Source organism: Faecousia intestinalis (assembly GCF_040096185.1).
In the GTDB taxonomy this organism is placed as follows: Bacteria; Bacillota; Clostridia; order Oscillospirales; family Oscillospiraceae; genus JAZOXB01.
In genome coordinates, this window is the sequence record NZ_JBBMFF010000185.1 from 1 (window position 1) to 2,331 (window position 2,331).

Below are 2,331 nucleotides of genomic sequence, written 5' to 3' on the forward strand. Positions count from 1 at the left end.
CGCAGCCTTTTCAAACGAGAGCCCAGTGAAACGGGTCTCGTTTGAGAGCGTGTCGAAAAGGCTTTTTCGACACGCTCCCGGACGGCCCGCCGCAAGGCGGGCTGTCCGCATATCATAATGGCTCCGGCAGGGGAATATACTCTCCCATAAGAATACAACGAGGTGGGAGAATGGAACATATCGTCAATCAGATCATCCTGACCGGAAATCTCGCCGGTGCTCCGCGCTATTCCCATGAAAACCACGGCCGCCGGTTTTATGCTTTCCCGCTCGAGGTCGAGCGCCTGTCCGGCACGACGGACACGCTGCCGGTGCTCGCGCCGCTGGAGCTTCTGGAGCAGACGCCCGCGGCAGGCGGGGATACGCTGTGTGTGACGGGGCAGATCCGCTCCTATAACAACCGCGAGCCGGAGGGGCGGCGGCTCGTGATCTCCGTGCTGGCCGAGACGATGACGCTCTGCAGCGCGGCGCACGACAACCGCGCCGAGCTGCTCGGGACCATCTGCCGCGCGCCGGTCTATCGCCGCACACCGCTCGGGCGGGAGATCTGCGACGTGATGCTCGCGGTGAACCGGCCCTATCGCCGTGCGGACTATCTGCCCTGCATCCTCTGGGGCCGCACGGCGCAGGAGGCGGCGGAGCTGCCGGTCGGCACGCAGTTGGCACTGACCGGGCGGCTGCAGAGCCGGGAGTATATCAAAATGCTCGGCACCACGGCCGAGCGGCGGACGGCTTATGAAATTTCTGCGATCTCGGCGGAGCCGGTCCGGGAATAACCGGGAATAAAAATGCAGCGGCCGGAGCGAAATGCTCCGGCCGCATGTTGATTTGGATTCTCAGATCGGCTCGTCCATCAGACGGTCGAATTCCGCTGCGACGCGGTCGAATTCCTCCTCCGGGATATCGAGCAGATCGAAATCGGTGTCGTTGCGCTGATAGCCGTAGAGATAGACGTCGTCGGAATCGTCCAGGGCCTCCAGTGCGATATATTCCTTGCCGTCGAGCTCGAACGTGCCCATCATGCCGCAGTCGAACGTAACGCCGTCGTCAAATTCCAGCGTGATGATCTCGTCCTCGCCGTACTGTGCGCGCTTGTCTTCCATGTCAATGACCTCCGTATTGTTGGTAGCTTCAGTATACACGCTTTTTATTCCGCATGCAAGTCCAAAAATTGCCGATAAGCCGTCGGCAGGCCGATCTCGTGCTGCAGCGCGTTCTCATCCGCCCAGGTGAACTGCGGCGCTTCCGCCGCACACGTCAGCCAGACGCCGCGCAGATCCCACTGTACATGCGTGAAGATGTGCGTCCGTTCGGCCGTTTTGACGATGCCGGTCGGATGCACGCCCCACTGCTCCGCCTGCCGGAGCGCCTCCGCCGTTTCCAGCTTGCCGGGCACGTCCGGCAGCTGCCACAGCCCTGCCAGCAGGCCGCGGGACGGACGTTTGCAGACGGCGAGCCGGTCGCCGCACTGCAGCACGAAAACGGTGCGCTGCTCGATGCGGCGGGGCTTTTTTGGCGGCTTTGTCGGGAACTGCAGCTCCGTTCCCTGCGCGTGGGCTTCGCAGAGCGAGCGCAGGGGGCAGACCTCGCACTGCGGCGCGCCGTTTGGCAGGCAGACGGTCGCACCAAGCTCCATGAGTGCCTGCGTGAAATCGCCGCAGTGTCCTGCTGGATAGATTGCGCTCAGCGATTCTCCGATGCGCCGCCGCACGCGCACGTCGGCCGGGGAGTCGGCGCAGACCGTCAGCCGCAGGATCACGCGCAGGACATTACCATCTACTGCTGCAGTGGGCGCCTCAAAACAGATGGAGGCGATGGCCCCGGCGGTATAGTCGCCGATACCGGGCAGGGCGCGGATGGCGGAAAGCTCCCGCGGGAACTCGCCGCCGTGCTGCTCCATGACGCACTGCGCCGCCTTTTGCAGGTTGCGCACACGGGAATAGTAGCCGAGACCCTCCCAGAGCTTCAGCAGCACGTCCTCGGGCGCGCTTGCCAGCGCAGCGATATCCGGCAGACGCTCGAGAAAGCGGAGATAATAGCCGCGGACGGCTTCGACGCGCGTCTGCTGCAGCATGATCTCCGAGAGCCAGACGTGATACGGCTCACGGTCGCGCCGCCATGGCAGGTCGCGGCGGTGTTCCGCAAACCACGGCAGCAGCAGGACGGGCAGCTGCTCAAGCATGTTCTTTTCCTCCTTAAAACACAATGGTCCTGCAGCGAATGAACTGCAGGACCATTTGTTATCAGACTGTCAAAAAAGCCTCGCAGAGTTTGCGCCCGCAGGCGCAAAGAAAATGGAAATCATTTTCTCCGGCGGCGTGTACGTCGGAG

At 62.9% G+C, this 2,331-nt stretch carries 3 protein-coding genes; 1 reads left to right on the top strand and 2 read right to left on the bottom strand.

All coding sequences use genetic code 11. From position 1 onward, the window contains the following. Window positions 1-170 precede the first annotated feature (170 nt). The gene (locus WMO66_RS05780; protein WP_349135442.1) at window positions 171-776 is read left to right on the top strand and encodes a single-stranded DNA-binding protein; all 606 of its coding nucleotides are present in this window, start codon (window positions 171-173) and stop codon (window positions 774-776) included. A 60-nt stretch (window positions 777-836) separates the two neighbouring features. Here WMO66_RS05780 and WMO66_RS05785 read toward each other — a convergent pair whose 3' ends face one another. After that, on the bottom strand, window positions 837-1,103 hold the full coding sequence (locus tag WMO66_RS05785; protein WP_349135443.1) for a DUF1292 domain-containing protein: 267 nt from the start codon (window positions 1,101-1,103) through the stop codon (window positions 837-839). 44 nt (window positions 1,104-1,147) lie between these two features. Beyond that, window positions 1,148-2,182, bottom strand: a complete 1,035-nt coding sequence (gene mutY / locus WMO66_RS05790; RefSeq protein WP_349135444.1) for an A/G-specific adenine glycosylase — start codon at window positions 2,180-2,182, stop codon at window positions 1,148-1,150. Window positions 2,183-2,331: the final 149 nt, after the last annotated feature.